The following is a 26,545-nucleotide window of genomic DNA, read 5'->3' on the forward strand; positions in this document are numbered from 1 at the left end:
GAATCAGTCCCAACCGAGTCCGCCTCGCCGCCACTCGTAGACGTAGGCGACCGACACGTTGACGACGAACAGCGCCATGGCGACGAGCCCGAATGCTCCCAACACGTCGAGGTGGACCGCCCACGGATAGAGGAAGACGATCTCGATGTCGAAGATGATGAACAGCATCGCGGTCAGGTAGAACTTCACCGGAAATCGTTGGCCCGTAGGCGCATGCATCGTCGGCTCGATACCGCATTCGTAGGCGTCGAATTTGGCGCGGTTGTATCGCGCGGGCCCCACCATGGTGCCGACCATCACCGAGAACACCGCGAACGCGATCGCAATGACACCGAGAACGAGAATCGGAACGTAGGCGTTCATTCGGGCATCCGCTCCCTCGATCGACGTCCGCGCCGACGCGAGGTAAATGCGACGACCGTACCAATGTGACCTGAACCACACAGTATGGGTTCGGTGCGGATCTCGCGGGATTTCGAGCAGTCCAGTTTCGTAAACCGTTGACGCGCATGGGTCACCCGCCCTCGGACCCCCTCTTCGATGTGATCCATATCACTCCACCGCCACATGCGGTCCATGCAACGGATGACGACCAATCTCCGAACATTTCCGGCCGCCCGACCCGGGCTGCCGACATCACGAAGGAGACACGATGAAGTCGATTTCCATCTCCGCGCTCGCCGCTGAGGGACTCGGCACTGCCCTGCTGGTCATTTTCGGTGTCGGCACTGCCGTCATCGCCGGAGACACCGTCGGGACCCCTGGCATCGCACTGGCGTTCGGGCTCACCTTGCTCGCCCTCGTCTACGCGATCGGCCCGATCTCCGGCTGCCACATCAACCCGGCCGTGACGATCGGAGCCTTGATAGCTCGCGCCATCACCCCGATCAAGGCTGTGTTCTACATCGCCGCCCAGGCCGTCGGTGCAGTGATCGGCGCGCTGATCGTGCTGTTGGTCGCGTCCGGCCGTCCCGGATACGACATGTCGTCGGACGGTCTGGGCACCAATGGATTCGGCACCTCCTCGCCCGGAGAATACGGGCTGGCGTCGGTAGCGGTGTTCGAGACGATCGCGACCGGCCTACTCGTCCTCGTCGTACTGGCCACCACGGCCCCCACCGTTCACCCCGTCGTGGCGGCCGGCATCCCGATCGGCCTGACCCTGACCGTGGTCCACCTGCTCGGCATCGGAATCGATTCGACCTCGGTCAACCCTGCTCGGTCCTTCGGCCCAGCCCTCGTCGCCGGCGGTCCTGCCCTGTCACAACTGTGGGTGTTCGTGGTGTTTCCCGTGCTCGGAGCGGTCATAGCCGGCTCGATCCACCGGTTCGTGCTGACGGTGCCCGCATCGGAAAAGACGGTCTGACCTAGAGCGATCGAGAGACCGGGGCACCGACGCGTACCGAGTGCTGCCTCAGCAGATCGACCACTGCCCGTCCCAGCCGAATCGGATCGAGCGGATGGGGAACAGCAGCCTCGGCGCGTGACCAGTCTGCCAACCATCTGTCGTCGGGGCGTCCGATGAGAACCAGCACCGGCGGGCACGGGTCGATCTCGTCCTTGAGCTGCTTCGCCAGGCCGAGGCCCCCGACGGGCGAGGACTCGCCGTCGAGGATGGCCAAGTCGACTCCGCCCGCATCCAAGTGCTCGATGACGACGGCCGCCGTAGCGACGTCCACGTAGTCGATCTCGCCGAGCGCCGGATCCGGTCGAGTTCCCACTGCAGATGTCACCTGAGCGCGAGTCTCGGCGTTGCTGCTGTAGACGAGCACCCGCACACGAGCTGGTCGATCAGTGGCGTCGGACACACCGGCGATGCTACCGCGCGGCCGACGAGGAGGGGCCGAAACAGCCAGGGCGGAAGTGCATTCGACGTTCACAGTGTCGATCAGGATGCGATGGTGACGACTACCGCGGCGGGATTTTCCGTGGTGGTCACCGTGAACTCGGGTCGATCGGTACCCACACCGATGAACGATTGCGAGATTCCGCCGGGATCGGCCAGAAAGTCGACCGAGACCACGGCGGAACCTGCATCGTTGCGAATTCGCTCTGGCCCGGCGTAGGCCTCGACGCTGTCATCGGATCCCGTCGACGTACCCGACAGGTCGACCTGCAGTACGGATTTTCCGGGCACCGCCACAGGCTCACTCGTGGCATACCGCACCGCCTCGTCGACATAACGAACCGTGTACGACACCGGACCGTTGCCTGCCATTCGATATTCGACGGCCGAGGACCCCACGAACAGGACATCGGTGACACCGACCGGCAACATTCCCGGATATCGAGCACCTTCGAGACTCGGAGGAAGCTCGTCGACGTAGGGAATCACGGCCGTCGGAGCTGCGGTGGGACCCGGAACAGCGAACGGATCTCCGACCACCAGAGAACCCGTGACCGTGGTGTAGTTCGTGCTCGCCGAGACCTCGTCCAACCGAGGTGTCACGTCACCACCGGAGCAGCTCGCGAGCAGGACGACCAGTAGTGACCCGGCCGCCAAGGACGCGGCCGGCTCGCTGCGGTGACCTTCGTGCATCGCCGTACCGTACCGAAGAAACCGTTCGGTTCGGTAGTGGTGCTTCGACGCGATTCGGTCACGATTGCGCCGACGGTCGATCCTGCTAGCGTCGGAGCATGGAGCCGAAAAGTTATTCGTCCGGTGAGCGTGTATTCGGTCCACCCAACGGAACGTTCGACGCAGATTGGGCTGCGACAGCGCTGCGGTCCAACCGCCCCGAACTGGATCATCCCACCTCGGTTCGGCTCGTCGAGCAGGCCTGGGAGCTCCTTCGGACACAGGGCCTTCGCGGCGAGGGTCTCACCCGGGCTCTCGACCTGGAGCCCGAACTGGCCGCCGCAGTCTCTGCGGTCGCCACCGAGACCGCAGAGCTCTACCTCGACCCCAGGTAGCTGCCCGGTCAGGTTCTGCTGAGCCGATGCCGTACAAGGGCGAACATCAGCCCGCCGAGGATCGACAGCACCAGCATGCTCAGAACCCACGGTGCCGGCTCGTGTTGCCAGAGCACGTCCTGTTGTGCGGAGGGAACGTGCGACCGAATGTCGACCGTCGATGCCCCCGCCGCGAACCCCCACCGCGCGGGCAGCAGCCACGACAGTTGATCGAGCACGATGCGTCCGGTCACCGGAATCAAGCCACCGCACAGTACGAGTTGCGCCATCACCGTGACCACCATCATCGGCATGACCTGCTCGGCGGATTTCGCCATCGCCGACAACGCCAATCCAAGTATCGCCGAACACGCAGTGGTGGCCGCGATCACGAGCATCAATTCGATCGCGCCACTGTGCACGAAAGAACCGGGCAACAGGGACGCGGATTCCGGAGACCCCTTACCCAGCAGCACCAGTGACACCAGGACCAGTGCCTGGATTACCGCCACCGCGCCGAACACCGCCGTCTTCGCTACCAAGTAGGCACCGGGGTCGAGGCCTGCCGCACGCTCGCGCCGAAATATTGTGCGCTCGCCCACCAGATCACGCGCCGACAGCGACAGTCCCATGAAGCAGGCACCCACGATCAGCAGCACCATGATCTGCACCGGTTCGGTCGGCGCGTCCTGACCCGCCGCTCCGAACCCGCTGCGGCCCGGAACGACGAGCGCCAGCACACCGAGCAGCACCGGTAGGACGGTCAAGAAGAGGAAGTAGCCCCGATCTGCGGCAATGAGACGCAACTGTCGACGGGCAACGGTATCGAGCTGTCGACGGAAGGTCGTCGCGGAGCCGGCTCGGTACGCGTTCACCGATCCGGTTCTCGGTGCGGACGGCGGCTGCGGACGGCGCGGTCGCCGTGCTCTGTACGCGTCGAACACCGAATTCGGATCTGCGGCGACCGCAGCGAACGCGTCGGCCCAGTCCGCAGTACCCAGCGCCTCTCCTACGCCGCCTGCCGGACCGCGATAGGCAGTCTTCCCGCCTGGCGCGAGAAGCAAGACCTGGTCGCACATATCGAGGTACGTCACCGAATGAGTCACGACGATCACGACGCGCCCGGCGTCGGCCAACTCTCGCATCATCGCCATGACTTGACGATCGAGAGCAGGATCCAGGCCGGAGGTGGGTTCGTCGAGGATGAGCAGTGAAGGGCCGGTGAGCAATTCGAGCGCAACCGATGCGCGTTTTCGCTGCCCACCGGACAGGGCGTCGATCCGGGTGTCCGCATGTTCGGTCAGAGACAGCTCGGCGAGAACACCCGCGACGACAGCCGCGCGGTCCGATGCCGTGGTGTCGGGTGGCAGGCGAAGCTCGGCAGCGTAGGTGAGCGCCTGCGTCACGGTCAGCTGTCGGTGCAACACATCGTCCTGTGGAACCATGCCGATGCGTCCGCGAAGGGCCGGGTACTCCGCGTGCACGTCGTGACCGTCGAACATCACCGAGCCGGTGGTCGGTGTGGTCACACCGGAAACGACTGTGGACAGCGTCGACTTGCCTGCGCCGGACGGGCCGATCAACGCAGTCAGCGTTCCGTGTGCAGCGTCGAGGTCGACCTCGGTCAGGAGCGTCGTGTTGCTCCCCACCACCAGTCCGACGCCGTGCACCACGAGACCGTCGTATGTCGTTTCCGCTGCCCGGGGCACGATGGCTCGGTCGACGACAAGAAAATCGACGTTCCCGATCGTGAACACCTGCCCGTCGAGCAGCTGCGTCGAAGTGACGCGGTGCCCGCCGACGTACGTACCGTTCATGCTGCCGAGGTCCTCGATACACAATCCGTCCGGCCCCGCCGACACCCTGGCGTGCCTGCGCGAGACGAGGACATCGGACACTACGACGTCGTTGTCGTCGGTGCGGCCGAGAGTCACGCCGGTCGCCGGAACCGCGATCGGCACGTTGGGTCGAGCGAGAACGTACGCCGTGGAATCCAGTGGTTCGGTATTCGGGACGATGGTCAGCAGAGGGCCCGATCGCGGGTCACCGAGGCGTACGTCGACGGGGGCGAACACCGTGAGAGCATCGGCGATCGGAGACCCGTCGACGAAGGTTCCGTTGGCACTGCCGGTGTCTCGGATCGTCCACCGACCGCGCCACACCAGCTCGGCGTGATGTCTCGAGACGAGCGGGTCGTGCACCGGCAGCAGATGACCCTCGTCTCGGCCGATAGTCACCGGAACTGCGCCGTCGAACGTTCGGTGCACCGACCCGATGCGCACCGTCACCGACGGAATCCCCCGACTCTCCATGGGCGGATCCTAGTTCGGCCCGAAGAACTGCTCGACGACGAACCCGACGACGAGCACCGCCGTTCCGCCGATCTCGCCGACGATCAGCGCGTACATGAACACGTGCGTTCCGGCAACCGGCTGGACGAATTGGTTCTCGGTGTCCCGGCGGACTCCGTGCACGGTGTACCCGGCGATCGCACCCACGAAGAACAGCAACACCACCGATGCGGCGGTCAGATCGACCGGAACCGGCCAGGCACTGAAGTGCGCCAGAACTGCCAGCACCAGCGCGGCGAACGAGTACATCAGCGCCGCTCGATGGGCGATGTCGACGTATCGATGCGCCGTCCGGTCCGCCGAGGTCGACATCTGGCGATATTTCAGCACCCCCAACCCCAGAGCCCACAGCAACAGAAGACCGGCCGCGAGGACGATCACCTTCGTATCCAGCTCCAACTGCATCTTCGGCTCCCCACTCGATTACGCGCCGAAGGTAGCACCGCCGCCTGCTTTGTTACCGTTCGGCAATGCCTGTCGATCCCGGACTGTCCCAGCGCGCGCACGGAGTTCGATTCGAGTGGGGTCTCTCCGGGGCCGATGCCGTCGTCGACGGGGCGGACATCGCCGTGATCGTCGATGTCCTGTCGTTCACGACGACGCTGACGGTGGCGATGGATGCGGGTATCGACGTGATTCCGTGCCGATGGCGTGACGACCGAGCTTCGCAGCTGGCCGAAGAGTTCGACGCAGTTCTCGCCGTCGGCCGTTCGGCAGGCTCACCGGGCCGGATCAGCCTGTGCCCGGCCAGTATCCGAAATACTCCACCACCTGCCCGTCTGGTGTTGCCGTCACCCAACGGCTCCACCATCGCGTACGAGCTCGCGAGCCGGGCCGGGTTGTGCGTGGGCGCATCGCTGAGAAATGCCGCGGCGGTCGCGAAGTGGATACGTGCCCAGAACCCGACCGCCGTGATTGCCGTCATAGCGTCCGGCGAACGGTGGCCCGACGCATCACTGCGTCCCGCAGTGGAGGACCTGTGGGGTGCGGGTGCGGTCATCGCCGAACTTCTCGATTCCGGAGCAGCCGACGCATCTGCGGAGGCGGTGGCGGCAGCAGCGGCGTGGCGGGCCGTGAAGCAGGGTGTGGCCTCCGAGCTGCTGCGATGCGCGTCCGGGCAGGAACTGAACACGATGGGGCATCCCGAAGATGTGGTGATTGCCGCCGAGACCGGCTCGAGTGGCTGCGTTCCGCTTTTGCGCGACGGAATGTTCGTCGACGCAACTCGTCGACGCAACTCGTCGACGGACGATCGCGGGTTCGACAGAGAGCTGAAACGCCGAACCGACACGGCCGATGATGTCCGATATTTGGATCGGGACCCCTGATCACGGATCATACGATGGTGAGTACGGAACGAGTCGCCCCGAAGACCACCGTCGTTGTACCGACGTACAACGAGCGCGAGAACCTCCCCAAGCTCGTCGAGTTGCTCGCCGGGTTGAAGGTGGAGGGGCTCGGCGTGCTGGTCGTCGACGACAATTCACCCGACGGTACCGGCGACATCGCCGACAAATTGGCCATCGACGGCCCCCTCGACGTCAGTGTTCTCCACCGCACCGAGAAGAACGGACTCGGCCGCGCCTACGTCGCGGGTATGACGCGAGCTCTCGACGAAGGCGCGGACATCGTGATCCAGATGGATGCCGATCTCTCGCACCCCACCGAGGTGATCCCGGCGATGATCGACAAGCTGAACACCACCGATGCGGCCGTCGTTCTCGGATCGCGTTACGTTCCCGGCGGTGCCGTTGCCGCAGATTGGCCCTGGCACCGCAAGGCGCTGTCGGCCTGGGCGAACTTCTACGTCAACACGATCCTGCGACTCGGAGTCAAGGACGCGACAGCAGGATTCAAAGCGTGGCACGCGCGTACTCTCCGCACCATCGACGTGGCGTCGGTCGAGAGCAACGGGTACGCGTTCCAGGTCGAGATGAACTATCGGACCGTCAAGCACGGACTCACTCTCGCCGAAGTGCCGATCACGTTCGAGGAGCGTAGCGAGGGCGAATCCAAGATGAGCCTGTCGGTACAGCTCGAATCGGCCCTGGTGCCCTGGAAGTTGCTGCTGGGCAAGAAGAAGATTTGACCGACGCACCGGCGACCATCACGGCGTGAAGCGTCGGAATCCACCTTCGGCACCGATGACCTGACCGGTGATCGAACCCGAATCGGGCGAGAGCAACATCGCCACGACGGCCGCGGCCTCCTCGGGTGAGTTCCACCGACCGCGCGGCATGTGACGTTCTACGAATTCGTTCAGATCAGCGCCGGCCCAGCCGGTATCGGTGGGACCCGGATTGATCGTGTTGACCGTGATGCCTCGCTCGATCACCGCATCGGCCAGGGTCGGGGTGATCGACGCGATGGCACCTTTGCTCACCGCGTAGGGAATTTCGGTCGGCATGGGCCCCTGGCCCTGGCCGGAGGTGAACAGCACGACGCGACCACCGTCGGGATGATCGACGTAGCGCCGCGCGAACTCCTGGACCAGAAGCAGAGATGCTCGTGCGTTCACCGCCCACGTCAGGTCCAGCGATTCTGCGGTCATGGTCGCCAGATCACCCAGTTGTGATCGGGCGTGGTTGACCACCAGAGAATCGACGCTGCCGAACGTGGATTCGGCCGCGTCGAACAGCGTTGCGGGTGCTGTCGGATCGACGAAGTCGACGTCGAGGTGGCCGAGTCTGTCCGTAGCGGTGGACAACTCGGCCAACACTTGCTTTGCTCCCGGTGTACCGACTCCCCACGGCTCGGTGACGTCGTAGCCGTCGCACGAGTGCGCGAACACGCGGGTGGTCTCGTCCTGCAACAGCCGGCGAGTGACAGCGAAGCCGATTCCCTGCCGCCGGCCTACACCGGTGACGAGGACTGTTCTGCCCCGTGCAGGCACGTCCGAGTTTCTCATGCCGCGGCCTTGACGGTGGCGGCGTACACGTCGACGTATTCCTGCCCCGACAGGTTCGCCAGCGCTGCCATCACCTCATCGGTGACCGCCCGCAGAATGGCCCTACTGTTCTCTCCCCCTGCATATCTCGTGAAATACAGTGGTTCGCCGACGACCATGCGCACCTTGCCCGGACGCCACATCCTCGAACCCACCGGGTTGACTCCGAGCGTCCCGTGCATCACCACCGGCACAACGGGCGCTCCGGTCTGAATCGCCACTCTCGCCAGCCCGGTCTTGCCCTTGTACAGCCGACCGTCGGGAGATCGCGTCCCTTCCGGATATACCGCCCATACCTTCCCTTGTCGCAGAATGCTTTTCGCGGCCTCGAGCGCCGGAGCAGAAGCGTCCGCGCCGCGGCGGTCGACGGGAACCTGACCTGTCGCGCTGTAGAACCAACGAAGCGCCGCGCCTTTGATTCCCCGGCCGGAGAAGTACTCACTCTTGGCGATGAACGTGACCCGGCGACGGACCAGGAGAACGAGAAAGAACGAGTCGACGACGGTGAGGTGGTTGCCGGCGATGATCACCGGTCCCGTCCTCGGGAGATTTTCTATCCCGACCACCGTCGGCCGACCCAGAATTCGGAGAATCGGCCCGATCAGCACATATTTGAAGAACAGATACCACATCGATCGATCCTCTCGGCTGGACAACGTCACGGCCGAGAGTAGACAATGTCTACGTGCCAGACAACCTGAGGACTCGGCTGATCGACGCAGGTGTACGCCTACTCGACAGCGAAGGGCCGGAAGGGTTGACCATCAGAGCGGTCACTCGCGAGGCCGGCGTCTCACACGGCGCTCCCAGACGGTATTTTCCGACACTGAGCGCTCTGGCCGCGGCCGTGGCCCGAGTCGGCCTTGTCGATCTCGGCACCGCGCTGAATTCTGCCGCACAACAATCGGATTCGCCTCGAGATGCACTGGATGCGATGGCACATGCGTACGTGCAGTTCGCTGTGCAGCGGCCGGCGATGTTCGCTCTCATCTTTCGGCACGACCTGCTGGAGGGCTCCGGTGAAAATCTGCGACAACAATCGCGACCCCTGTTCGAGGCGCTCACCTCGGCTCTCGGTGCCGTCGCGCCGGAGAATCCACAGTTCACAGCACTGAGACTGTGGACCTCCGTGCACGGAATAGCCGCGCTGCACTCCACCCGAGCGTTCGAGCCGATCACCGACGCCTCGGCCGTGCCGGACCTGATCCGCTGCGCAGTGCGCGACGTGATCGCCGACGCTACCGGACCAGGGATTTGACCGATGCCGGCAACTGACGAGCGTTCTTGTACGGACCGACCACCGCGGCACCGAACGGACGATCGAGCAACACGGCGGCAACCTCGCGCACCTCGTCGTTGCCGACGCTGTCGATACGCGAGAGCGTGTCGGTGATATCACGGTGGTTGCCGTAGTTGAGTTCGCTGCGACCGATCCGGTTCATCCGGGAACCCGAATCTTCCAGGCCCAGAACCAGTCCGCCGCGCAACGAGCCCTTGGCGCGAGCGCACTCGGCGTCGGTGATGCCCTCGGCCGCAACCTTGGCCAACACCTCGCGAATCACCGTAGTGACCTCGCCCAAGTTTTCGGGCTGACATCCGGCATACACCGAGAAAGCACCACTGTCGGCAAACGTGTCAACCGAGGAGTAGACCGAATAGGCCAAGCCTCGCTCTTCCCGGATCTCCTGGAACAGGCGAGAACTGAGCCCACCACCGACAGCCGAATTGAGCACCGACAACGCCCAGCGATGCCCTTCGTGTCGACCGAACGCCCGCACACCCAGGCACAGATGCGCCTGCTCGCTGTCACGGGTGGTCAGGCTCAACGTGGGAGTGTTGCGCAATCGTGCTGTGCCACCACGCCTTTCGGCCGGCCGCACACCCTTCTCCAGGTGGCCTGAGAACGCGCGGCGCACGAGCGAGACGATCTGCTTGTGATCGACGTTGCCCGCGACGGCAACGACCATGCGCTGCGGCGTGTAGCGGCGAACGTGGAAGGAGTGCAATTGCGCACGGGTCATCGACTCGATGGATTCGACGGAACCGATGATCGGGCGTCCGATCGGATGATCGCCGAACATCGCTTCCAGGAAGGCATCTCCCAGCAGATCCTCGGGATCGTCGTCGCGCATGGAGATCTCTTCGAGAACCACCTGACGCTCGACGTCCACATCTGCCGATCGGCACCGACCACGAAGCACCACATCGCTGACCAGATCGATGGCGAGCGCCACGTCCTCGTCGAGCACGTGCGCGTAGAAGCAGGTGCTCTCCTTCGAGGTGAACGCGTTCAGCTCTCCCCCGACACCGTCCATCACCTGGGCGATCTCGAGTGCACTACGCGTCGGCGTCGACTTGAACAGCAGATGCTCGAGGAAGTGTGCGGCTCCGGCAACACTCGGTTGCTCGTCGCGTGAGCCGACTCCGACCCACACCCCGACCGACGCCGAGCGAACGCCGGGCACGAATTCGGTGACGACCCTAAGACCGCCGGGCAGAGTCGTGCGTTGCACGCCCGTATCCATGCCGGTGCTCTCTGGAACGGCCGAACGGTACGTCCCGAGGGGACGTACCGTTCGGCTCGGTTGCTTCTTACTCAGCGCTGACCTCGGCGGGTGCCTCGGGAGCGTCGGCGGGAGCAGCAGCGTTGTCGTCTTCGACGGGAACGAGGCTGATCTTGCCGCGGTTGTCGATATCGGCGATCTCGACGCGCAGCTTCGATCCGACGCTGACGACGTCCTCGACCTTGTTGATGCGCTTGCCGTTGCCGAGCTTCGAGATGTGCACCAGTCCGTCGCGGCCCGGGAGCAGCGAGACGAATGCACCGAAAGCCGTTGTCTTGACGACGGTTCCGAGGAATCGCTCGCCGACCTTGGGCAGCTGCGGGTTGGCGATGGCGTTGATCATGTCGATCGCGGCCTGTGCGGACGGGCCGTCCGCTGCACCGACGTAGACAGTGCCGTCATCTTCGATCGAGATGTTGGCACCGGTCTGCTCGGTGATGGAGTTGATCATCTTGCCCTTGGGCCCGATGACCTCGCCGATCTTGTCGACCGGCACCTTGATCGCGGTGACGCGAGGTGCGTACGGGCTCATTTCGTCCGGGGTGTCGATGGCCTCGGCCATGACCTCGAGGATCGTCGTGCGAGCATCCTTGGCCTGCGACAGCGCGCCGGCGAGCACCTTGGAGGGGATGCCGTCGAGCTTGGTGTCGAGCTGCAGCGCCGTGACGAAGTCCTTGGTTCCGGCGACCTTGAAGTCCATATCGCCGAACGCGTCCTCGGCACCGAGGATGTCGGTGAGTGCGACGTAACGAGTCTCGCCGTCGACCTCGTCGGACACGAGGCCCATTGCGATGCCGGCGACCGGGGCACGCAGCGGCACACCGGCATTGAGCAGCGACAGGGTCGATGCGCAGACCGAGCCCATCGAGGTCGAACCGTTGGAGCTCAGCGCCTCGGAGACCTGGCGAATGGCGTACGGGAACTCTGCCTGGCTCGGCAGAACCGGCAGCAGAGCGCGCTCGGCGAGTGCGCCGTGACCGATCTCGCGACGCTTCGGCGAACCGACTCGGCCGGTCTCACCGGTGGAGTACGGCGGGAAGTTGTAATGGTGCATGTAGCGCTTGGACGTCTCGGGCCCGAGCGAGTCGACCTGCTGCGCCATCTTGACCATGTCGAGGGTGGTGACGCCCAGGATCTGGGTCTCGCCGCGCTCGAACAGGGCCGATCCGTGGGTACGCGGGATGATCGCGACCTCGGCGGACAGCGACCGGATGTCGGTGATGCCGCGACCGTCGATGCGGAAGTGATCGGTGAGGATGCGCTGGCGAACCGACTTCTTGGTCAATGCGCGGAATGCGGCACCGATCTCCTTCTCGCGGCCGGCGAAGCTGTCTCCGACCGAGGTGAGGACCTGAGCCTTGACCTCGTCGAGCTTGCTCTCGCGCTCGGCCTTACCCGCGATCGTCAGCGCCTCGTTCAGCGGAATCTTCGCGGCGTTCTCGACGGCCTCGAAGACGTCCGACTGGTACGCCGGGAAGACCGGGTAGTCGCCGGTGGGCTTGGCGGCCTTGGACGCGAGCTCCTGCTGCGCGGTGCACAGCGCTGCGATGAAGGGCTTCGACGCCTCGAGGCCCTCGGCGACGACCGCCTCGTTGGGTGCGGTAGCGCCACCCTCGATGAGCTCGATGACGTTCTCGGTGGCCTCGGCTTCGACCATCATGATGGCGACGTCTGCGTCGGCACCGGAGCCGGAGACGATGCGGCCCGCGACGACCATGTTGAACACGGCCTTCTCGAGCTGCTCGTTGGTCGGGAAGGCGACCCACTGCTTGTCGATCAGAGCGACGCGGACGCCACCGATCGGGCCGGAGAACGGCAGGCCTGCGATCTGAGTCGATGCCGATGCCGCGTTGATCGCGACGACGTCGTACAGGTCGGCGGGGTTGAGGCTCAGGACGGTGATGACGACCTGGATCTCGTTGCGCAGTCCGTCGACGAACGTCGGACGCAGCGGCCGGTCGATGAGACGGCAGGTGAGGATGGCGTCGGTGGACGGACGGCCCTCACGGCGGAAGAACGATCCGGGGATACGTCCCGCGGCGTACATGCGCTCTTCGACGTCGACCGTCAACGGGAAGAAGTCGAATCCCTCACGGGGGTGCTTGCCTGCGGTCGTTGCCGACAGCAGCATGGTGTCCTCGTCGAGGTACGCGGCGACTGCGCCCGCGGCCTGCTGTGCAAGGCGGCCGGTCTCGAAGCGGATGGTCCGCTTGCCGAACGTGCCGTTGTCGATGATCGCAGTGGCTTCGTAGACGCCTTCTTCGACGTCCAAGGTTGTGGTTTCCGACATGTGTTCTGTTCTCGTCCTCTCGTCTTTGCCGTGCCCGCGTGGACACACCACGAGCCCTCCTGGCTGTGGCGGCATACCTGTGCCGTCCATCTCCGAGACCTTGTCTCGGGACGCGGCTGCGCGGAGGCGGCCATCGATCGAAGCCCACCGGATCTCGTATCCGAAAGGCCACTACCGAAGACCGTCACCACGGCGTGACAGGCATACACGGCGGTGTGCGGATGCCGTGCATCCGCTTTCTCGTGCTGGCGAAACTGTTCTTGCGGTACAAACACAGATAGCCAACGAGGAACAGTCTAAGCACTGCCTCGTTGGCTACTGCACTATTGCTGCGAGTCGGGTGCACACCGGCGCGTCGAACCGTGCATCGGTGACAACCTCGCGTCGATGCGAATTATCGACGCAGACCCAGACGCTCGATGAGCGAGCGGTAGCGGGTGACGTCGACCTTCGCGATGTACTTGAGCAGACGACGACGACGTCCGACCAGCAGCAGCAGGCCGCGGCGGGAGTGGTGGTCGTGCTTGTGCGTCTTGAGGTGCTCGGTCAAGTCGACGATGCGCTTGGTGAGCATTGCAACCTGCGCCTCGGGCGAGCCCGTGTCGGTGGGGTGCAAGCCGTACTCGCCGAGAACGGCCTTCTTCTGTTCGGTGGTCAATGCCACTGGTACTACTCCTGATCAATGACGTCCGCGTGAAAGGAAGCAACGCGTCCCGCCGATCGAACGAGCGGGGACGAAGCCGGTACAGCCGCCACGGACCGCAGCGAGCACCGAGGAGACAGCGTATCAGGCTGTGCTCGCCGCCAGAATGGAGCGGGCACGGTCGGCGTCGCGGCCCATTTCCTCCACGAGCGCTTCCATCGAGTCGAATTTCTCCATCCCGCGCAGCCGCTCGACGAAGTCGACCGCCACATGCTGCCCGTACAGGTCGGCCTCACCGTCGAGGACGAACGCCTCCACCGTCCTGGTACGACCCGAGAACGTGGGATTGGTGCCCACCGACACGGCGGCAGGATGTCGCTCCCCCGGCGTGACCGTCCCCATGATCGGACCCGGCCCGAGCACGGTGAACCATGCCGCGTAGACGCCGTCGGCGGGAATGGCCGAGTACATGGGCGGCGCGACATTGGCTGTCGGATAACCCATTTGGCGACCTCGGCCGTCTCCGTGCACAACGACACCCTCGACCCGGTGCGGTCGCCCGAGTGCGGCGGTGGCCGCGGCGACGTCACCGGCGTCCACGCACGATCTGATGTACGTCGAGGAGAACGTCACGGCATGCTCGGCGAGCAGGTTGACTCCGTCGACTGCGAATCCGGACCGTTCGCCGATCTTGCGCAGCATGGGGACGGTGCCGAGCGCCTTCTTCCCGTAGGTGAAGTTCTCGCCTACGACCACTTCGGCAACGTGCAGGCGTTCGATCAGGATCTCGTGCACGTATCGCTCGGGGGTGAGTTTCATCAGCTCGGGCGTGAACGGCATGACACAGAACACGTCGATTCCCAGTTCCTCGGCGAGTTCGGCTCGTCTCGTCAGGGTTGTCAATTGAGCAGGATGGCTCCCCGGCCGGACGACTTCCATCGGGTGAGGATCGAACGTCATGAGCACGCTGGGAACGCCGCGCTTCTTCGCGGCGGCCACTGCTCGCCCGATCAGTTGCGCGTGTCCGCGATGAACGCCGTCGAAGACGCCGATCGTGAGCACGCACCGACCCCAGTCGGCAGGTACATCGTCGAGACCTCGCCATCTCTGCACACCGCGAAGCCTACGGCCCGACGGCCGCTCGGTCACTCTCGGCCAGGCGTGTCGCAGATGGCAGGTATGGACAAAAAGGTATCCCCACGGTAAATATTTCGGAGTGCCTAACTTTTTTCTTCGCTCAAGTGGATTTCGCACCCGACGCGGCGTCGTGAGCTGGGTGGTGGCCGGCCTGCTGGTCGTGGCGTCGACCAGCTGTGCCCGCGCCGTGGGCGACGACGGGCCGGCTGCACTCGACGACGGCAGACCGCTCGTACTGACGACGTTCACCGTCCTCGCCGATATGGCCGCGAACGTCGCAGGCGAACACCTGCGAGTGGAATCGATCACAAAGCCCGGTGCCGAAATCCACGGTTACGAACCCACACCGGGAGACCTGCGCACTGCCGAGCAGGCCGAGCTGATCCTGGACAACGGGCTCGGACTCGAATCGTGGTTCGCGAAGTTCGTCGAACGCGTTCCCGCACCACACGCCGTGGTGAGTGCGGACGTCGAGCCGGTCTACATTCGCGACGATGCCTATGCAGGAAAGGCCAACCCACACGCCTGGATGTCGCCGGTCGTCGCCGAGACCTACGTGAAGAACATCGCCGATGCGTTCGTCGCACTCGACCCCGCCAACACCGACGACTACCGAGCGAATGCGGTCGCGTACATCGACCAACTCCGCGAGGTCGGTACCGAACTCGACGCCGATCTCTCCGCACTACCCGAACGTCAGCGTGCACTCGTCAGCTGTGAAGGTGCATTCGGCTACCTGGCCCGTGACTTCGACCTGCAGGAGGCCTACCTGTGGCCGGTCAACGCCGAGCAGGAAGGAACGCCGAAGCAGGTGGTGCGCACCATCGATTTCGTTCGCGACAACGCTGTACCCGCCGTGTTCTGCGAGTCGACCGTCTCGGACAAGGCGCAGCTGCAGGTCGCCGAGGACACCGGCGCTCGATTCGGGGGAAAGCTCTACGTCGACTCACTGAGCGACGCGTCCGGCCCCGTACCCACGTACCTGGATCTGCTGCGCTACGACGCACGGTTGATCGCCGACGCACTGGTAGGAGAACGATGACCCGGAAGACTGGGACCCAGCACGACAGGGCCCCGCACGAGAACCGAGCAGCGCTGACGGTCGACACCGTGAACGTCCGGTACCGCGACGTGGTGGCTCTCGTCGACGCCAGCCTGACTCTCGCGCCAGGCCGGGTGTGCGGGTTGGTCGGCATGAACGGATCGGGCAAGTCGACGCTGTTCAAGGCCGTCATGGGCGTGGTCAAGCCCAACTCCGGCTCGATCACCGTGTTCGGCGGCGACCCCGCCCAGGCCCGCAAAGCAGGCACTGTCAGCTATGTGCCCCAGGCGGAATCGGTCGACTGGACGTTCCCGATCAGTGTGCGGGATGTGGTGATGATGGGCCGATACGGAAAGCAGAATCTTCTCCGTACTCCCCGAGCGGCCGATCGGCGCGCCGTCGACGAGGCCCTCCAGCGCGTCGATCTCGCCGATCTCGCGAACCGACAGATCGGTCAGCTCTCCGGTGGCCAACGCAAGCGCGCGTTCGTGGCCCGCGCCATCGCCCAGGAGGCGTCGCTGCTCTTGCTCGACGAACCCTTCGCCGGTGTGGACAAGAAGACCGAAGCCACCATCACCCGGCTGCTCCGCGAACTCGCAGCACACGGCGCCTCGGTGCTCGTGTCCACGCACGATCTTCATGCCCTGCCGGAGCTGTGCGACGAGGCGATCCTGCTGCAGCAACGGGTGCTGATGCACGGCAGTCCGGTCGAGGTACTTCGCCCCGAGAACCTTGCACTGGCCTTCGGCATAGATCCGTCGAAGGTCGACCAACTCCATGCGGGCACCCGGACTCGGGCCACCCGGACCACGGAAGCGAGCTGAACCGTGTATCTGATCGATTTTCTCGTGGACCCACTCGAATACACCTTCATGCAACGGGCGCTCCTGGTGACCGTCACCGCCTCGATCGTGTGCGCGGTACTGAGTTGTTGGCTCGTCCTCATCGGCTGGTCTCTGATGGGCGACGCGGTCTCGCACGCCGTCCTGCCCGGTGTCGCGCTGTCGTATCTGCTCGGTGCACCGTTCGCGATCGGGGCGCTACTGTTCGCCCTCATCGCGGTCGGTGCCATCGGAGTCGTTCGCAACACCACCATCGTCAAGGAGGACGCCGCCATCGGCGTGGTCTTCACCACGTTGTTCGCGCTCGGCGTCGTCCTGATCTCGAAGTTTCCGAGCCAGATCGACCTCAATCACATCCTGTTCGGCAATCTGCTCGGCGTCTCGCAGGCCGACATGGTGCAGGTGTTCGTCCTGGGCGGAATCGCGCTGACCGTCATGATCGTCAAGCGTCGCGACTTCACGCTCTTCGCCTTCGACCGCACCCAGGCACGCGCCGTCGGAATCAATCCCGCGGTGATCTCGGCCGTGATGCTGACGCTGCTGGCGCTGACCACCGTGGTCGCACTCCAGGCCGTCGGAGTGATCCTCGTGGTGGCGATGCTCATCACTCCCGGCGCGTCGGCGTACCTGCTCACACACAGCTTCGGCCGCATGCTGTTGCTGGCACCGCTCATCTCGGTGGGTTGCGCGCTGGTGGGAATCTACGCCAGCTTCTACCTCGACGTGTCCTCCGGAGGCAGCGTCGTGCTCACCCAAGGACTCGTCTTCGTGCTTGCCTACCTGCTGAGCCCTTCACAGGGCATCGTCGTCCGCGCCCTGCGGCAACGCCGACAGGTGCCGCTGGCTCCGGCCGGGTGAGATGTCTTTTTCCATTGGATTGCCTAAGCTCGGCGGCGTGGCGCAACAAAGAACCGATCCCGCACCGGCAGACGAGGGCGTCCAGCTGTCCGCGGTTGCGCAGGACTACCTCAAGGTCATCTGGACGGCCAGTGAATGGAGCGAGGACTCCGTCAGCACCAAGATGCTCTCCGAGCGTATCGGTGTCTCCGCCTCGACGGTGTCCGAGGCGATTCGCAAGCTGGCCGACCAGGGCATGGTCGACCACGCCCGCTACGGAGCCATCTCACTGACCGAGAAGGGTCGCCTCGCTGCCATCGGCATGGTGCGTCGGCACCGTCTGATCGAGACCTACCTGGTCCGCGAACTGGGCTACGGCTGGGACGAAGTACACGACGAGGCAGAGATTCTCGAACACGCCGTCTCGGACCTGATGATGGACCGGATCGACGCCAAACTGGGCCACCCCGAACGCGATCCGCACGGAGATCCGATTCCGTCGGTGGACGGCGCGATCGATACTCCGTCCGCGACCCGCCTGAGCGAGTACCTCGACGGACAGTCCGGCCGAGTCGCCAGAATCTCCGACTCCGATCCGGCGATGCTCCGCTACTTCGATTCGGTCGGCATCACGCTCGACCTGCCGATCACGGTGATCGAACGACGTGACTACGCCGGTACCGTTGCCATCGAACTCGCGCGGGACGATGCCACGGATGCCATCGACCTCGGCCATCGCGCGGCCGAGGCGATATGGATGGTTCCCGTCAGCTGATCGCCGGGCCGGTTCAGTGCCCGCGCAAGGTCGCGGGCCGCACGACCATGACCGAACTGGCGCGCTTGCCCTTCTCCTGAAGCAGAGCGATGGTGTGACCGGTCGGATCGACGGCCGCGTACACCCCATCGATTCCGATCGGATCCAGCCAGCGGCCCTGACTCAGTGATTCCGCCTCGCCGGCATCGATCTGCCGGTGCGGAAAGGCGGTGCGTGCCGCCTCGTCGATATCGAGACTGACGGCCGGGTCCTCGGCCAACTCCTCGAGCGTCCGGGCATGCTCGAGAGTGAAGGGACCGACGCGTGTGCGGCGCAGCACTGTCAAATGACCGCCGACGCCCAGCGCAGCACCGAGATCTCGGGCCAGCGCGCGCACGTACGTCCCCGACGTGCACTCCACCTCCACATCGAGATCGACGAAGGTGGCTTCGTGTTCGACGACATCGCGCCTGGCCGTCACATCGAACCGGGTGACACTGACCTTCCGGGCGGCGAGGGTGAACTCCTCACCGGCTCGAGACAGCTTGTGTGCTCGCTGTCCGTCGACCTTGATGGCGCTGACGCTCGCAGGCACCTGCTCGATGTCACCGGTCAGGTCGGAGATCGCAGTCGCGATGTCCGACTCGGAGAGGTGCGAAGCCGAGACGTCCGTCAGAACGTCGCCCTCGGCGTCGTCTGTCGTCGTGCTGCGGCCGAGCCGCACCGTCGCGGTGTACGACTTGGTGGTCAGCGAGAGCAGGCCGAGCATCTTGGTCGCCCGCTCCACACCGAGCACCAGCACTCCGGTCGCCATGGGATCGAGAGTTCCCGCGTGACCGACCTTTCTGGTACGCAACAGTTTTCGACACGACGCCACGACATCGTGACTCGTCACGCCCGGTCCTTTGTCGACCACCAGCAAGCCGGCACCGACGAGACCGGACGAAATCTTTTCGCGAGCACTCACGAGAGAGCATTGTGCCAGGCGCGAGAAGCCGCTCGTCACATCACCGAGATCGCCGTCATCACCAGCCCGCCGGCCACCATCCATCGACCATCGAACGACGTCAGAGGAGGCCCGGAGACGGTATCGCCGGGCACCAGCAATTCGGATCGGAACGTCCCGGAGATGTCGTCACCGGAGCCGGTGCGCTCGAAGGTGATGTGCGCGTCCTCGAAACCGAGCCATCGTCCGGTCAGCGGCTCCCAGGCCTTGTACGTGGCTTCCTTGGCGCAGAACAACACTCGATCCCAGTGGACGTCCTCACGCCCCGCGGTCGCGAGCCAGTCTCGCTCTGCCTTCAGGCTCACCGCCTCCAGCACACCGTCGGGTAGTGGCCCGTGCGGCTCGGCGTCGATGCCAACCGATCGCACCTGCATCGAATAAGCCAATACGGCACCGCGATAACCGTCGCAGTGCGTCAACGATCCGACCACACCCTTCGGCCACTGTGGTGCACCGGATTTGCCCCGCATGATCGGTGCGGGCTCGACGCCCAACTTCCCCATCGCCACTCGAGCACAGTGCCGAGCCGAGGTGAACTCACGCTTGCGCTTGTCCACCGCCTTGGCGACCAACGGGGCTTCGAGTGGATGGGGCACCAAATCCGGTGGGTCGGCGAACAGTTCGGCCGAGACCACACCGTTCGGAAGTATGGATTCGATCACTTGCCCGCCCTCATCTTCTCTACTTCTGCCTCCATCTCGGGAGTCACGGTGAAGTGCCCGCCCCATTTGTTCAACGACCCCGGCGGATACTCGGGAACCGGAAGAATCTGTCGCAGAACATTCTTCGGTAGTCCACGGCGCTGCCACTCGCGCGGGTAGCCCACCGACACCTCCTCGAAGCGAACGCCGTCGTAGTAGGTGGTCCGCGGAATGTGCAGGTGCCCGTACACCGAGCAGATCGCGTTGTACCTCGTGTGCCAATCAGCCGTGAGAGTCGACCCGCACCACAGTGCGAACTCCGGGTAGAAGAGCACCTCGGTCGGCTGACGGACCATCGGAAAGTGGTTGATCAAGACAGTGGGAACGGTGGTGTCGAGAGCATCGAGCCGGTCTCGAGTTGATTCGATGCGCGCATGGCACCAGGCGTCCCGCGTGGCGTACGGCTGCGAGGACAGCAAAAATTCGTCAGTGGCGACGACGTTCTTCTCTCGCGCGATCGCCAGCCCGTGCTCCTTGTCCCGTGCTCCCTGCGGCAGGAAGGTGTAGTCGTACAGCAGGAACATCGGCACAATCGTCGCCGGTCCACCCTCCCCCTCCCACAGCAGATACGGATCCTCGGGAGTGACGACGTCGATCTCGCGGCACAGGTTGACCAAGTACTCGTATCGGGCCGCTCCGTGGATCTGGACGGGATCTTTCACCGTCGTCCACAGCTCGTGGTTTCCGGGCACCCAGATGACCTTCGCGAAACGACTACGAAGCAGTTCGAGCGCCCACTTGATGTCGTCGGTCTTCTCCGACACGTCGCCGGCCACGATCAGCCAGTCGTCGGGCGACTCGGGGAAGATGTCCTCGGTGACGGGCCTGTTGCCCCGATGTCCGACGTGAATGTCGCTCACTGCCCACAGCTTCGCTGCCACTGATGACCCCTTCCGATCCGTTCGGCCGTCGACGTCGAGTCGCCGAACCGTCCGAGAACGTATCAACGCTCAATCCTCCACGGAGATTCCGCGGCGCATCCAGGCGGGGTGAAGCGGTAGCTCCCGTCATGACCGACGGTCCCGGCTGCCTGGAGGCAATCCGGTCGCCGCAACCGCAGATTCGGGTATATGGTCCCTTTCATGACTTTTTTGCGGACGACCAAGGCAGTGCAGGTGTCTCGATGACGGTGCCTCCGGTCCGCATTCGAGACGCCGCCGCACTGCTCGGCGTCAGTGACGACACCGTGCGGAGGTGGATCGACAGCGGCACACTCGCCTCGTTCGAGGACGAGACGGGGCGCAAGGTGATCGCTGGCAGTGACCTCGCCGCTTACGCCCGCGAGCATGCCGCGCCCCCACCCGAGGTGGCCTCCGGCGGCAGTTCTGCCCGCAACCGACTGGTCGGGCTCGTCACCGGGGTCGTCTCGGACACAGTGATGAGCGAGGTCACCATGCAGTGTGGGCCCTTTTCCATCGTGTCCCTGATGAGTACCGAGTCCGTTCGCGAACTCGGCCTCGAGCCGGGGAAGGTGACCGTCGCGGTCGTCAAGGCCACCACGGTCATCGTCGAGACACCCTAGATCGCAGGAGATTTCAGTGCAGACACTCAGACCGGCATTCGTGGCTCTCGTTGCCGTCACTCTTGCCCTGGCCGGATGCGACAGAGCGTCCGAGTCCGGTGCCTCCGATCCCGCCGCGACCGGCGATGCCGTCGGGGGTGACATCACCGTCTTCGCCGCAGCATCCCTGCGGGCGACGTTCACCGAACTGGGTACGCGCTTCGAGGCCGAGCACCCCGGCACTTCGGTCGAGTTCAGCTTCGCCGGATCCTCCGATCTGGCCACGCAGCTGATCTCCGGTGCACCCGCCGATGTCTTCGCCTCCGCGGATACGAAGAACATGACGAAGGCGGTCGACGCCGGCGTGGTGGCAGGTGATCCCGTCGACTTCGCCTCGAACACCCTGACCATCGTCACCGCGCCGGGCAACCCGGATCGCATCACGTCGTTCGCCGATTTGGCGAACCCCGATATTCTGACGGTGATCTGTGCGCCTCAGGTGCCGTGCGGTGCGGCGACGGCAGCCGTGGAAGCCGCGACCGGCACAGACATCCCGGCGGTGAGCGAGGAATCGTCGGTCACCGATGTACTGGGCAAAGTCACGTCGGGTCAAGCCGATGCCGGGCTGGTGTACGTCACAGACGCAGCAGGGTCGGGTGACGCCGTAACAGCGGTGCCGTTCGCGGAATCGAGCGAAGCCGTCAACACCTATCCGGTTGCGACACTGAGTGGGTCCGAGAACGACGCCACCGCTCGCGCGTTCGCCGAGTTCGTCACCGGACCGGTGGGCCGAGACGTCCTCGCCCGAGCCGGCTTCGCCGCTCCGTGACCGTGCGCGTCGCCGATGGCGGGCGATCGGCGGTAGGGGTACCGCTGTGGATCTTCGTTCCGGCGGCCGTCGGCGCGCTCGTTGTCGTGGCACCCCTTGCCGCGATGTTCACCCGCATCGACTGGTCGAACTTCGTCGGTCTCGTCACCTCGGAGTCTGCAGTTGCAGCGCTGATCCTGAGCCTGAAGACGGCCACAGCCAGCACGGTGATGTGCGTGCTGCTGGGCGTACCGATGGCAATCGTTCTCTCGCGCAGCGCGGTTCGAGGGCTGTCGATTCTTCGCTCCCTCGTCGTACTCCCTCTGGTCCTGCCTCCGGTGGTCGGCGGCATCGCGCTGCTCTACACCTTCGGACGCCAGGGATTGCTGGGCGAACATCTCGATGCATTCGGTATTCGAATCGCGTTCACCACCTCCGCCGTCGTGTTGGCGCAGGTGTTCGTGTCGCTGCCGTTCCTCGTCGTGAGCGTCGAAGGCGCGTTGCGCACGGCCGGAAGTCGCTACGACGTGGTGGCGGCGACTCTGGGGGCAACTCCGACCACCGTCCTGCGCCGCGTCACCGTTCCCCTGATCTTGCCTGGATTGATATCCGGCACCGTTCTCGCGTTCGCACGAGCACTCGGCGAATTCGGGGCGACCTTGACCTTCGCCGGCTCGCTCGAAGGAGTCACGCGAACCCTGCCGCTGGAGATATATCTACAGCGCGAGGCCGATCCCGACGCCGCGGTGGCGCTGTCGCTCGTGCTGATCCTGGTCGCGGCCCTCGTCGTGGTCACCGTGCGTGGTACTCGATCGTCGGCACCGTGAGCTCACTGCACGTTCGCGCCACTGTCGATGTCCGCGGCATCGATATCGAACTCGACGTCGAGGCGGGCGAGACGGTTGCCATTCTCGGCCCCAACGGGGCCGGCAAATCGACACTTCTGCAACTGGTGTCAGGATCTGTGGCACCCGACGACGGCGTCGTCCGACTCGGCGACGAAATGTTGACCGACACCTCGACGAAGACCTTCGTCCCGATACACGCGCGAGGTGTTGCCACTCTCGCGCAGGACGCACTGCTGTTTCCCCACATGGACGCTCGAACGAACGTCGCCTTCGCGCCGCGGAGCGCGGGTGAGAGCCGAGCGTCCTCGAAGACTGTGGCCGACACGTGGCTGGCCGCGGTAGGAGCCTCTCATCTGGCCGATCGTCGCCCGGACCAATTGTCCGGTGGACAAGCCCAACGCATAGCGATCGCACGTGCTCTTGCCGCCGATCCTCGACTGTTGCTGCTCGACGAACCCCTTGCGGCGTTGGATGTCGAGACAGCACCGGCGCTCCGCAGAGTGCTGCGATCGGTAGTGCGCGACAGTTCCCGCACGGCGCTGATCGTCACCCACGATCTGCTCGACGTGGTCGCGTTGGCCGACTCCGTCGCGATCGTCGACGGTGGGCGCGTGGTCGAGCGAGGGTCGGTTGCCGAGGTACTCGCCGCTCCCCGCAGCGAATTCGGTGCCCGGATCGCCGGAGTCAACCTGCTCTCCGGCCGCGCGGCCGACGCCGACGGCACGACCGCACTGACCACGAGCTGGGGCCTGACGGTCCACGGATCAGGGCAATACACCACCGGAACCTCACTGGTCGCGGTCTTCTCCCCCGCCGCGGTCTCGGTGCACCCGACAGCCCCTCACGCCAGCCCGCGGAACGTCTTCGAGGTGGTGATCGACGAGATGGAGGTGCAGGGCTCCGGTATTCGCGTCCGATCCCGTCCGCATCCCGACGGCTCGCCCGGAATGGCCGCCGACATCACCCCCGCAGCAGTCTCCGACCTCGAGCTCGAGCCGGGGCGCAGCGTGTACTTCGTGGTGAAAAGCCTCGAAGTGGCACTGCATCCTGCGTTGCCGTCACCGTCGTAATTGACGATCGCTGCCGATCACCAGCCATTTACCGGACAGCACTCGCCCGGCCACCGCGAGCATGCGCAACGCGACGAAGACACCGAGTCCGATCCAGATCCCCACCAACCCCCAGTCGAAGGCCAGGGCGGACCAGATGAACGGCAGGAAGCCCACCACGGCACACGCCATGGTGGCGTTCCGTAGGAACGCGGCATCGCCACTTCCGAGCAGCACTCCGTCCAGCGCGAACACCACGCCGGCAATGGGAATGATCGCAACGAAGATCCACCAGATTGCATGCATCTGATCGATGACCGACGCATCGGTGGTGAACAGGCCTGGGACAAACGAACGCCCGACGGCGAACACGCCTGCCAGGACCACAGCGAATACCGTCGACCACGCCGTCAATCGCCACGCCAGTGCCCGCGCATCCTCGGTCCGGCTCGCTCCGAGCGCGGCCCCGACGAGGGTCTGCGCCGCAATTGCCAGCGAATCGAGCATGAGCGACACCAGGTTCCACATGTGCAGCACCACCTGGTTCGCGGCGACCGAGGCGGCCCCGAACCTCGACGCGACCGCGGCCGCGGAGAGGAAGCAGGCCTGAAACGCGAGGCTGCGCACGATGAGATCACGACCGAGTACCAACTGCGCACGCATCACCGACCAGCGCGGACGCAGTTCGGTACTTTCCCGAACCACCGCGACGACGAACAATGCACCCGCGACGCCCTGACCGATCACGTTGGCCACAGCCGATCCGACCAGCTCCAATCGTGGGAATCCGAACAACCCGTGAACCAGAAGCGGGCACAGTACCGCCGACACACCGAAGCCGAGCACAACGAAACGTAGCGGTGTCACGGTGTTCTGAACACCGCGCATCCACCCGTTTCCGGCCAACGAGATCAGGATGAACGGCACACCCAACAGCGCGACGCGCAGCCACGCGATCGCCTCGGCGGCGATGTCGCCACCTCCGGTCAAGACCGACACCACAGGCTCGGCTGCGAGTTGCACGACCGCCACGATGACGACCCCGAGCCCGAATGCCAACCAGGTTGCTTGAACCCCCTCACCTACGGCGTCGTGTTCGCGCCCGGCACCGTGCATACGAGCGGCTCGGGCAGTCGTGCCATAGGACAGGAAGGTCAACTGGGTGCTGACCTGTGCGAGTACCAAACCACCGATCGCCAGGCCGGCGAGCGCCAGAGCGCCGAGTCGGCCGACCACAGCGGCATCGAACAACAGGTAGAGAGGCTCGGCGGCGAGGACACCGAGAGAGGGAAGGGACAGGCCGAGAATTCGACGAGCAGTGACCGGCGAGGAACTCACGACGTGGACAAGGCTCCGCGCAGAGCGTCGATCACAGCGGCGAGCTCACCGGTTGCGGTGTAGCCGGCCGCGTTGCGGTGTCCGCCACCTCCGAGAGCACACGCCACAGCCGATACGTCGACCTCGGTCTTGGACCGCAACGACACCACCCAGACCGTGCCGAAGTCCTGCTGCTTGAGCACGGCAGCCACTTCGGCTTCGGACGTGGTGCGGACGATGTCGATGACACTCTCGATCTCTTCCGACCGCAATCCGGCCGCGTCTTCGCTCCGGATGACCGCGTACACCAACCCGCGCCCGTCGGCCGCCTCGGGAATCAACGATGCCGAACCGAGCACCGACCCGAGCATCGGCAGCCACTCGAACGGGTGAGTATCGAGCAGCTTGCGCGCGATGTGTGCGCCGTCGATACCCGTCGCCAGCAGCCTCTCGGCCAGCAGATGTGAACCCGGGCGAACCCATCGGAACGATCCGGTGTCGGTGACCAGGCCGGCGAACAGCAGGTGCGCCAGATCGGCGTCGATCTCGACACCCCACTGGTCGAACATCCGCGCGATCACAGCAGTGGTCGACTCCGCTGACGCATGCACCACGTTGACCGTTCCGAATCGGGTGTTGCTGCGGTGATGATCGATGACGAGGCTGTTCGACGCAGAATCGAGCCGGTCACCCAACGACCCCAGCCGGCCCCGACTTCCGGCGTCGACCGTGACGACCAGATCGACCGTTTCGGCCACCTTGTCGGCGTCGACCAGCAGGTGCCGGCCCGGCAGCTCGTTCATCGACTCGGGAAGAAATGCCGGGGCTGCGAAGGCCACCTGCACATCGGCACCACGACGTTCGAGTACCGAACCGAGCGCCAGCCCGCTACCGATCGTGTCTGCGTCGGGCTGCACGTGGCACAGAACGGTCACCGAGGATGCACGTTCGAGCATCTCGATCGCCCGCGCCAGATCCTCGTCCTGCTGCGACTCTGCCCCCGAACCATCGGACAT

29 protein-coding genes are annotated in these 26,545 nt (G+C 64.9%); 13 read left to right on the forward strand and 16 right to left on the reverse strand.

Annotated features, from left to right (window positions below; all coding sequences use genetic code 11):
* Nucleotides 1-3: 3 nt before the first annotated feature.
* Entirely contained in the window at nucleotides 4-363 is a 360-nt protein-coding gene (locus O4220_RS08255; protein WP_037173967.1) for an NADH-quinone oxidoreductase subunit A, read from the reverse strand.
* A 289-nt stretch (nucleotides 364-652) separates the two neighbouring features.
* On the opposite strand from O4220_RS08255, the gene O4220_RS08260 reads away from it, so the two are divergent.
* Entirely contained in the window at nucleotides 653-1,366 is a 714-nt protein-coding gene (locus O4220_RS08260) for an aquaporin (RefSeq protein ID WP_217901753.1), read from the forward strand.
* Nucleotide 1,367: 1 nt separating this feature from the next.
* Here O4220_RS08260 and O4220_RS08265 read toward each other — a convergent pair whose 3' ends face one another.
* Together O4220_RS08265 and O4220_RS08270 are read right to left on the reverse strand one after the other, a co-directional pair.
* A complete protein-coding gene (locus O4220_RS08265) occupies nucleotides 1,368-1,808 on the reverse strand; it encodes a hypothetical protein (RefSeq protein ID WP_269603159.1) in 441 nt (146 codons plus the stop codon).
* Nucleotides 1,809-1,888: 80 nt separating this feature from the next.
* Entirely contained in the window at nucleotides 1,889-2,539 is a 651-nt protein-coding gene (locus O4220_RS08270; RefSeq protein ID WP_269603160.1) for an AMIN-like domain-containing (lipo)protein, read from the reverse strand.
* Between the two features lie 98 nt (nucleotides 2,540-2,637).
* Here O4220_RS08270 and O4220_RS08275 point away from each other — a divergent pair, with 98 nt between their 5' ends.
* Nucleotides 2,638-2,913, forward strand: a complete 276-nt coding sequence (locus O4220_RS08275; protein WP_094675133.1) for a hypothetical protein — start codon at nucleotides 2,638-2,640, stop codon at nucleotides 2,911-2,913.
* Nucleotides 2,914-2,921: 8 nt separating this feature from the next.
* On the opposite strand, the gene O4220_RS08280 is transcribed toward O4220_RS08275, so the two are convergent.
* On the reverse strand, nucleotides 2,922-5,204 hold the full coding sequence (locus O4220_RS08280) for an FHA domain-containing protein (protein ID WP_269603161.1): 2,283 nt from the start codon (nucleotides 5,202-5,204) through the stop codon (nucleotides 2,922-2,924).
* A gap of 9 nt (nucleotides 5,205-5,213) precedes the next feature.
* The gene (locus O4220_RS08285) at nucleotides 5,214-5,648 is read right to left on the reverse strand and encodes a hypothetical protein (RefSeq protein ID WP_269603162.1); all 435 of its coding nucleotides are present in this window, start codon (nucleotides 5,646-5,648) and stop codon (nucleotides 5,214-5,216) included.
* A gap of 65 nt (nucleotides 5,649-5,713) precedes the next feature.
* Between O4220_RS08285 and O4220_RS08290 the strand changes: the two genes are divergently transcribed.
* Together O4220_RS08290 and O4220_RS08295 are read left to right on the forward strand one after the other, a co-directional pair.
* Nucleotides 5,714-6,571: a 2-phosphosulfolactate phosphatase gene (locus tag O4220_RS08290; RefSeq protein ID WP_269603163.1), complete on the forward strand. Its 858-nt coding sequence runs from the start codon at nucleotides 5,714-5,716 to the stop codon at nucleotides 6,569-6,571.
* Nucleotides 6,572-6,585: 14 nt separating this feature from the next.
* Nucleotides 6,586-7,332: a polyprenol monophosphomannose synthase gene (locus O4220_RS08295; protein WP_269603164.1), complete on the forward strand. Its 747-nt coding sequence runs from the start codon at nucleotides 6,586-6,588 to the stop codon at nucleotides 7,330-7,332.
* An 18-nt stretch (nucleotides 7,333-7,350) separates the two neighbouring features.
* Here the strand turns inward: O4220_RS08295 and O4220_RS08300 are convergent, their stop codons facing one another.
* Both O4220_RS08300 and O4220_RS08305 read right to left on the reverse strand, forming a co-directional pair.
* Nucleotides 7,351-8,151, reverse strand: a complete 801-nt coding sequence (locus O4220_RS08300; protein ID WP_269603165.1) for an SDR family oxidoreductase — start codon at nucleotides 8,149-8,151, stop codon at nucleotides 7,351-7,353.
* Entirely contained in the window at nucleotides 8,148-8,822 is a 675-nt protein-coding gene (locus O4220_RS08305; RefSeq protein WP_269603593.1) for a lysophospholipid acyltransferase family protein, read from the reverse strand. The genes O4220_RS08300 and O4220_RS08305 overlap by 4 nt, the downstream gene beginning before the upstream one ends.
* 53 nt (nucleotides 8,823-8,875) lie before the next feature.
* On the opposite strand from O4220_RS08305, the gene O4220_RS08310 reads away from it, so the two are divergent.
* Nucleotides 8,876-9,448, forward strand: coding sequence for a TetR/AcrR family transcriptional regulator (locus O4220_RS08310; protein WP_269603166.1), 573 nt, complete (start codon nucleotides 8,876-8,878; stop codon nucleotides 9,446-9,448).
* Here O4220_RS08310 and O4220_RS08315 read toward each other — a convergent pair.
* The 4 genes from O4220_RS08315 to O4220_RS08330 all read right to left on the reverse strand — a co-directional run bounded on the left by O4220_RS08315 (nucleotide 9,429) and on the right by O4220_RS08330 (nucleotide 14,800).
* On the reverse strand, nucleotides 9,429-10,715 hold the full coding sequence (locus O4220_RS08315) for a M16 family metallopeptidase (protein WP_269603167.1): 1,287 nt from the start codon (nucleotides 10,713-10,715) through the stop codon (nucleotides 9,429-9,431). The two genes, O4220_RS08310 and O4220_RS08315, sit on opposite strands and share 20 nt — an antisense overlap.
* Before the next feature lie 67 nt (nucleotides 10,716-10,782).
* Complete coding sequence (locus O4220_RS08320; protein ID WP_032377091.1) at nucleotides 10,783-13,044, reverse strand: polyribonucleotide nucleotidyltransferase; 2,262 nt, start codon at nucleotides 13,042-13,044, stop codon at nucleotides 10,783-10,785.
* 394 nt (nucleotides 13,045-13,438) lie between these two features.
* Entirely contained in the window at nucleotides 13,439-13,708 is a 270-nt protein-coding gene (gene rpsO, locus O4220_RS08325; RefSeq protein WP_032397847.1) for a 30S ribosomal protein S15, read from the reverse strand.
* A 123-nt stretch (nucleotides 13,709-13,831) separates the two neighbouring features.
* The gene (locus tag O4220_RS08330) at nucleotides 13,832-14,800 is read right to left on the reverse strand and encodes a bifunctional riboflavin kinase/FAD synthetase (protein WP_176457617.1); all 969 of its coding nucleotides are present in this window, start codon (nucleotides 14,798-14,800) and stop codon (nucleotides 13,832-13,834) included.
* A gap of 154 nt (nucleotides 14,801-14,954) precedes the next feature.
* Here O4220_RS08330 and O4220_RS08335 point away from each other — a divergent pair, with 154 nt between their 5' ends.
* Genes O4220_RS08335 through O4220_RS08350 form a run of 4 tightly spaced genes read left to right on the forward strand, consistent with a single transcriptional unit; the run spans nucleotide 14,955 to nucleotide 18,320 of the window.
* On the forward strand, nucleotides 14,955-15,866 hold the full coding sequence (locus O4220_RS08335; RefSeq protein WP_420030341.1) for a metal ABC transporter substrate-binding protein: 912 nt from the start codon (nucleotides 14,955-14,957) through the stop codon (nucleotides 15,864-15,866).
* Nucleotides 15,863-16,690, forward strand: a complete 828-nt coding sequence (locus O4220_RS08340; RefSeq protein ID WP_269603168.1) for a metal ABC transporter ATP-binding protein — start codon at nucleotides 15,863-15,865, stop codon at nucleotides 16,688-16,690. Before O4220_RS08335 ends, O4220_RS08340 begins: the two co-directional genes overlap by 4 nt.
* Nucleotides 16,691-16,693: 3 nt before the next feature.
* Complete coding sequence (locus O4220_RS08345) at nucleotides 16,694-17,566, forward strand: metal ABC transporter permease (RefSeq protein WP_269603169.1); 873 nt, start codon at nucleotides 16,694-16,696, stop codon at nucleotides 17,564-17,566.
* Between the two features lie 19 nt (nucleotides 17,567-17,585).
* A complete protein-coding gene (locus O4220_RS08350; protein ID WP_420030364.1) occupies nucleotides 17,586-18,320 on the forward strand; it encodes a metal-dependent transcriptional regulator in 735 nt (244 codons plus the stop codon).
* A gap of 13 nt (nucleotides 18,321-18,333) precedes the next feature.
* Here O4220_RS08350 and truB read toward each other — a convergent pair whose 3' ends face one another.
* The 3 genes from truB to O4220_RS08365 are packed head-to-tail and all read right to left on the reverse strand — an operon-like array spanning nucleotide 18,334 to nucleotide 20,887.
* Nucleotides 18,334-19,266, reverse strand: a complete 933-nt coding sequence (truB, locus tag O4220_RS08355) for a tRNA pseudouridine(55) synthase TruB (RefSeq protein ID WP_269603171.1) — start codon at nucleotides 19,264-19,266, stop codon at nucleotides 18,334-18,336.
* A 35-nt stretch (nucleotides 19,267-19,301) separates the two neighbouring features.
* A complete protein-coding gene (locus O4220_RS08360; RefSeq protein ID WP_269603172.1) occupies nucleotides 19,302-19,967 on the reverse strand; it encodes a 4'-phosphopantetheinyl transferase family protein in 666 nt (221 codons plus the stop codon).
* Entirely contained in the window at nucleotides 19,964-20,887 is a 924-nt protein-coding gene (locus tag O4220_RS08365) for a metallophosphoesterase family protein (RefSeq protein ID WP_269603173.1), read from the reverse strand. Before O4220_RS08365 ends, O4220_RS08360 begins: the two co-directional genes overlap by 4 nt.
* Before the next feature lie 242 nt (nucleotides 20,888-21,129).
* Here O4220_RS08365 and O4220_RS08370 point away from each other — a divergent pair, with 242 nt between their 5' ends.
* The 4 genes from O4220_RS08370 to O4220_RS08385 are packed head-to-tail and all read left to right on the forward strand — an operon-like array spanning nucleotide 21,130 to nucleotide 24,233.
* Entirely contained in the window at nucleotides 21,130-21,528 is a 399-nt protein-coding gene (locus tag O4220_RS08370) for a TOBE domain-containing protein (protein WP_420030342.1), read from the forward strand.
* Nucleotides 21,529-21,544: 16 nt separating this feature from the next.
* On the forward strand, nucleotides 21,545-22,336 hold the full coding sequence (gene modA, locus O4220_RS08375; protein WP_420030343.1) for a molybdate ABC transporter substrate-binding protein: 792 nt from the start codon (nucleotides 21,545-21,547) through the stop codon (nucleotides 22,334-22,336).
* Entirely contained in the window at nucleotides 22,333-23,142 is an 810-nt protein-coding gene (locus O4220_RS08380; RefSeq protein WP_269603174.1) for an ABC transporter permease, read from the forward strand. The genes modA and O4220_RS08380 overlap by 4 nt, the downstream gene beginning before the upstream one ends.
* Nucleotides 23,139-24,233 carry a sulfate/molybdate ABC transporter ATP-binding protein gene (locus tag O4220_RS08385; RefSeq protein ID WP_269603175.1) on the forward strand — a complete coding sequence of 365 codons (1,095 nt, stop codon included), beginning with the start codon at nucleotides 23,139-23,141 and terminating at the stop codon, nucleotides 24,231-24,233. Before O4220_RS08380 ends, O4220_RS08385 begins: the two co-directional genes overlap by 4 nt.
* Here O4220_RS08385 and O4220_RS08390 read toward each other — a convergent pair.
* Both O4220_RS08390 and O4220_RS08395 read right to left on the reverse strand, forming a co-directional pair.
* Nucleotides 24,222-25,550 (reverse strand): MATE family efflux transporter, encoded by a 1,329-nt coding sequence (locus tag O4220_RS08390; RefSeq protein WP_269603176.1) that lies wholly within the window; start codon nucleotides 25,548-25,550, stop codon nucleotides 24,222-24,224. The genes O4220_RS08385 and O4220_RS08390 overlap by 12 nt on opposite strands.
* Nucleotides 25,547-26,545, reverse strand: coding sequence for a DHH family phosphoesterase (locus O4220_RS08395; RefSeq protein ID WP_269603177.1), 999 nt, complete (start codon nucleotides 26,543-26,545; stop codon nucleotides 25,547-25,549). The genes O4220_RS08390 and O4220_RS08395 overlap by 4 nt, the downstream gene beginning before the upstream one ends.

The sequence above is a fragment of the Rhodococcus ruber genome, from assembly GCF_027270735.1.
GTDB lineage: Bacteria > Actinomycetota > Actinomycetes > Mycobacteriales > Mycobacteriaceae > Rhodococcoides > Rhodococcoides rubrum_A.